The sequence below is a fragment of the Dietzia sp. DQ11-38-2 genome (assembly GCF_014145055.1).
Classification (GTDB): Bacteria; Actinomycetota; Actinomycetes; order Mycobacteriales; family Mycobacteriaceae; genus Dietzia.
In genome coordinates, this window is sequence record NZ_JAALDW010000120.1 from 1 (window position 1) to 5016 (window position 5016).

Below are 5016 nucleotides of genomic sequence, written 5' to 3' on the forward strand. Positions count from 1 at the left end.
GGGCGTCCCCGGCCGAGGCCGCGCCGAGCTCGAGTGCCAACCGGCGCGCGCCCTCGCCCCGGGTGAGCACGTGGACCTCTGCCCCCTGCGCGAGAGCGAGTTGCGCGGTGAGATGAGCGGAACCGCCGAAGCCGTAGACGCCCAGCCTGCCGCCCGGCGGGAGCGCCGCACGCTTGAGCGCACGGTAACCGATGATGCCCGCGCACAGCAGCGGCGCGGCCGAGAGGTCGTCGATCCCGTCGGGAAGGGCGTAGGCGAACGCCTCGGGGACCGTCGTGAACTCCGCGTAGCCGCCGTCGGCATCCCATCCGGTGTAGCGGGACCGCGCGCACAGGTTCTCCCGTCCGGACCGGCAGGCACCGCAACTCCCGCAGGTGCCCCGCAGCCAGGGGACGCCCACCCGGTCACCGGTGAGGAACCGGACGCACCCGGGTCCCGAACCCACCACCTCTCCGACGATCTCGTGGCCGGGCACCACCCGCGGTCGTCGGACCGGGAGGTCACCCGTGGCGACGTGAAGATCGGTGCGGCAGACCCCGCACGTGAGAACGCGGAGCAGGACCTCTCCCGGCCCGGGCTCGGGAACGGGCGTGTCGACGAAGTCCAGGGGCGACTCCGCCAGGGGGCCCGGTTCGCGGACCACCCAGGCTCGCATCTGCGTCACGGTGCCGGTCACCTCGATCCTGCCGGTGCGATGACGGCGATCCTAACCCTCACGAGACGACTCAGGCCACCCCGCCGACGCGATCAGGAGCGTCGTCGGGGAGACCGGAGTGGCGAGGGTCAGATGTAGATGGCGGGATCGATGTAGAACTGCGCGTCGCGCAACTCCTCCTTCGACTCCTTGGCCGGCGTGGCGACGCCCGGTACGCCCACGATGATCGAGTTCGCCGGGGCGTCCTTGACCACGACGGCGTTGGCGCCGACCGAGGAGTCCGAGCCGATCTCGACGGGGCCCAGGATCTTGGCCCCGGCCCCCACGGTCACGCGGTCGCCCAGGGTGGGGTGGCGCTTGACCTGCTTGAGCGAGACACCGCCCAGGGTGACCCCGTGGTACAGCATGCAGTCGTCACCGATCTCCGCGGTCTCCCCGATGACCACACCCATCCCGTGGTCGATGAAGAACCGTCGACCGATGGTGGCACCGGGATGGATCTCGATCCCGGTGAGGAACCGGGTGAACTGGCTCAGGACGCGGGCCGCGAACCGGCCGGCCCCGCCGGCCACCCACAGGCGATGGGAGAGGCGGTGGGACCAGATCGCGTGCAGCCCGGAGTAGACGATCGCGTTCTCGACATCTCCCCGGGCCGCCGGGTCGTGGGCACGCGCCGCGGCGAGGTCCTCGCGCAGGGTGCGCAGGATCCCCGCCGCGGGCGCGTCCGCGGTCGACGGAGTCGGGTCGGTCATCAGTCGCGGTAGTCCTCGAACAGCATGGTGGACACGTAGCGCTCGCCGTAGTCGCACACGATCACCACGATGGTCTTGCCGGCGTTCTCCGGGCGCTTGGCCAGTTCGAGCGCGGCCCACACGTTGGCGCCGGAGGAGATGCCGGCGAGGATGCCCTCCTCGCTGCCCAGGCGCTTGGCGATCCGCAGCGAGTCGTCGAGGGTGACGTCGATGACCTCGTCGTAGATCTCGCGGTTGAGGATCTCGGGGACGAAGTTGGCGCCGAGGCCCTGGATCTTGTGCGGCCCGGCCTTGCCCTCGGTGAGAAGCGGGGAGTCCTTGGGCTCGACGGCCACGATCTTTATGTCCGGCTTCTGCTCGCGGAGGTAGCCGCCGGCGCCGGTGATGGTGCCGCCGGTCCCGATGCCGGCCACGAAGATGTCGACCTCTCCGTCGGTGTCCTCCCAGACCTCGGGGCCGCTGGTCCGACGGTGCACGTCCGGGTTGGCCGGGTTGGCGAACTGTCGGGCGAGAACGGCGTTCTCGCGGGTGTTGGCGATCTCCTCGGCCTTGGCCACCGCGCCCTTCATGCCCTCGGAGCCCGGGGTGAGGATGAGCTCGGCCCCGTAGGCGCGCATGACGGCGCGGCGCTCGACCGACATGGTGTCGGGCATGACCAGGACGGCCTTGAACCCGCGTGCGGACGCGACCATGGACAGTGCGATACCGGTGTTACCGGAGGTGCCCTCGACGATGGTGCCGCCGGGCTTGAGGGCGCCGGAGGCGACCGCGTCGTCGATGATCGCGGCGCCGATGCGGTCCTTGACGCTGGCGGCCGGGTTGGCGGATTCGAGCTTGGCCAACACGGTGGCGCCCAGGCCGTCGGTCAGGGAGTTGAGGCGGACCAGGGGCGTGTGGCCGATGGTCTCGGTGATGTCGGAGTAGATCTTCGCCATTGGTGAGTTCCGTTCTGCAGAATGAACCGATCTGTCTATCGGTCAGTGTACGTGATCCCGCCACCGTCCGGACCGGGCCCGGGCGAATTCGGCCGGCCCCGAAAAACGCCGCGGCGCCCGTACCCCGCGGTGGGGTCCGGGCGCCGGCGGTCGGGGTGTCAGTTGCCGGAGTACAGGGCCTCGATCTCGCTGCCGAAGCGGTCGTGCACCACGTTGCGCTTGAGCTTGAGCGTCGGGGTGAGCTCGCCGCTCTCCACCGAGAACTCCGCCGCGAGGATCTTGAACTTGCGGATCGACTCGGCACGGGAGACGGACTTGTTGGCCTGGTCCACGGCGTCCTGGATCGCGCCGACCAGGTCACCGTCCTGGAGCAGGTCCTCCACCTCGCCGGTCTTGCCGTGCTTGTCCCGCCACGCCGGGAAGGTCTCCTGGTCGATGGTGACCAGTGCCGCGATGTAGTTGCGGTTGTCACCCACCACCACGGCCTGGCTGATCAGCGGGTCGGCCGAGAGCAGGTCCTCCATCTGGGAGGGTGAGACGTTCTTGCCACCGGCGGTGACGATGAGGTCCTTCTTGCGGCCGGTGATCGACAGGTAACCGTCCGAGTCGAGCTGCCCGATGTCGCCCGTGTGGTACCACTCGCCGGTCCAGGCCTCCTCGTTGGCCTTCGGGTTCTGCCAGTAGCCCTTGAACAGGGTCTTGGCCTTGGCCAGGATCTCGCCGTCCTCGGCGATCCGGATGGTCACGCCCGGGATCGGCCGACCCACCGTGCCGATCTTCGCCTGGCCGATCGGGTTGACGGTCAGCACGCCCGAGGACTCGGTGAGGCCGTAGCCCTCGAGGAGGTCGAAGCCGGCGCCGCGGTAGAAGTGGCCCAGACGGGCGCCCAGGGGGCCGCCACCGGAGATGATGCGGTTGCACTCGCCGCCCAGGGCCTCGTGCAGCTTCGAGTAGACGAGCTTGGAGAACAGCTTCTGCTTGAGCGCCAGGCCCGCGGACGGCTTCCCGCCGCCCTCGATGGCCGTGGAGTAGTCGATCGCGGTCTGCACCGCGGCCTTGAAGATCTTGGCCTTGGCGCCGCCGGCGGCCTCCGCCTTGCCCGCCGCGGAGTTGTAGACCTTCTCGAGCACGCGCGGGACCGACACGAGGAAGGTCGGGTGGACCTCCGACAGCCGCTCGACGACCTTGGTGGTGTCGGGCTCGTGGGCCACGGCGACGCGCTTGTAGAAGCACGCCACCTCGAGGATTCGGGCCAGGACGTGGGCCAGCGGCAGGAAGATCAGGGTGCGGCTGTTGGGGACGAACGCGTCCTGGAGCTGCTGCTCGACGGCCACCACGACGCCACCGAACCCGCCGTGCAGGATCTCGCAACCCTTGGGGTTGCCCGTCGTGCCCGAGGTGTAGATGATGGCGCACCTGTCCTCGTGGCCCATCGCCAGCGAGGCCTGCTCGACCTGCTCGTCGGAGATGTCGGCGCCGGCGGCGGTGAGCTGGGCGACCAGGTCGTTCTCGATGACCATGATGTCGCCGCTCCACTCGGTGCCGGACGTCAGCACCTCGCGGAGTTCGAGATCCTCGACCACGGCGAAGGTGGCGCCGGAGTCGGTGAGGATCCAGTCGCACTGGCCCGAGGAGGAGGTCTCGTAGATCGGGACGGTGACGGCGCCGACCGCCCACGCGGCCCAGGCGATGAGCGACCACTCGTAGCGGGTGTGGCTCATGATGGCCAGGCGGTCGCCGGGCTGGACGCCCCGGGCGATCAGGCCTTTGGCGACCCCCTTGACCTCCTGGAGGTACTGGGCGCAGGTGACCTCTGTCCAGTCGGTTCCGACGAGTCGCAGTACCGCGACGTCGTTCGGCGCCTCCTCCGCGTTCTTGAACACGAGCCGGCCGAGGTTCTCGACGGGGAAGGACTTGGTGGCGGGAGGGGTGGCGAACTCGGTCGTCATTGCGATCCTTAGGTCATGTGTGGCCTGTATCACTGGCAAGTGTAGAGGGTTCGCCGCCGTGCGTCTCCAGCACGGTCTATTTGGATCCGTTTATGAGGGGCGCGTCAGGTTCGAAATCGCCGATACTGTGATACGGGTTACACTGGCGACATGTTCGGGGGCACGGGATCCACGGCGAGCCTGCTGGTGGCCGAGTCGTGGGAGCGCAGCAGGCATCGGGGCATCGACCCCACGGTGGCCGCGCCGTCGGTCGAGCTGGAGGGTCCGGACCTCTCCCGCCACGTGGCGCAACACCGGATGGCGTCGGTGCTGCCGGTGGTCGAGTCCGTCCTCGTCCCGGGCGTCGTGTCGAGCGGACACATCGTCGCCGTCGCGGACGAGCGCGGGCGGCTGCTGCGGGTGATCGGGGATCGGGGGGTCAGGTCACGAGCCGAGTCGATGGCGTTCGTCCCCGGGGCCGTCTGGACGGACGAGGCGGTCGGGGCCAACGCACCGGGCCTCGCGCTCAGGCACGACACCGAGGTCCGGGTCCGCGGATCCGAGCACTACCTCGAGATGGCCCACGAGTGGAGCTGCGCGGCGGCCCCCGTGCACGACCCCGGTTCGGGTGAGCTGATAGGGCTCATCGACGTGACCGGTCCGAGCAGCGCCGCCTCGGACCAGATGCTCGCGCTGATCCGGGCGACGGTCATGCTCGCCGAGGGGGAGTTGCGCACCGCCGCCGG

The 5016-nt window shown here is 69.7% G+C and carries 5 protein-coding genes; 1 reads left to right on the plus strand and 4 read right to left on the minus strand.

What is annotated here, in order from left to right:
* From G6026_RS04740 to G6026_RS04755, 4 genes are all read right to left on the minus strand, one after another.
* A partial coding sequence (locus G6026_RS04740; protein ID WP_182612381.1) for a zinc-binding alcohol dehydrogenase family protein occupies positions 1-655 on the minus strand: 655 nt, incomplete at its 3' end.
* Between the two features lie 128 nt (positions 656-783).
* Positions 784-1407: a serine O-acetyltransferase EpsC gene (gene epsC / locus G6026_RS04745; protein ID WP_182612379.1), complete on the minus strand. Its 624-nt coding sequence runs from the start codon at positions 1405-1407 to the stop codon at positions 784-786.
* Complete coding sequence (gene cysK / locus G6026_RS04750; protein WP_182612380.1) at positions 1407-2342, minus strand: cysteine synthase A; 936 nt, start codon at positions 2340-2342, stop codon at positions 1407-1409. Before cysK ends, epsC begins: the two co-directional genes overlap by 1 nt.
* Positions 2343-2500: 158 nt before the next feature.
* Positions 2501-4291: an AMP-dependent synthetase/ligase gene (locus tag G6026_RS04755; protein ID WP_107755404.1), complete on the minus strand. Its 1791-nt coding sequence runs from the start codon at positions 4289-4291 to the stop codon at positions 2501-2503.
* A 150-nt stretch (positions 4292-4441) separates the two neighbouring features.
* Here G6026_RS04755 and G6026_RS04760 point away from each other — a divergent pair.
* Positions 4442-5016: GAF domain-containing protein (locus G6026_RS04760; protein WP_347238064.1), on the plus strand; the 575-nt coding region annotated here is incomplete at its 3' end.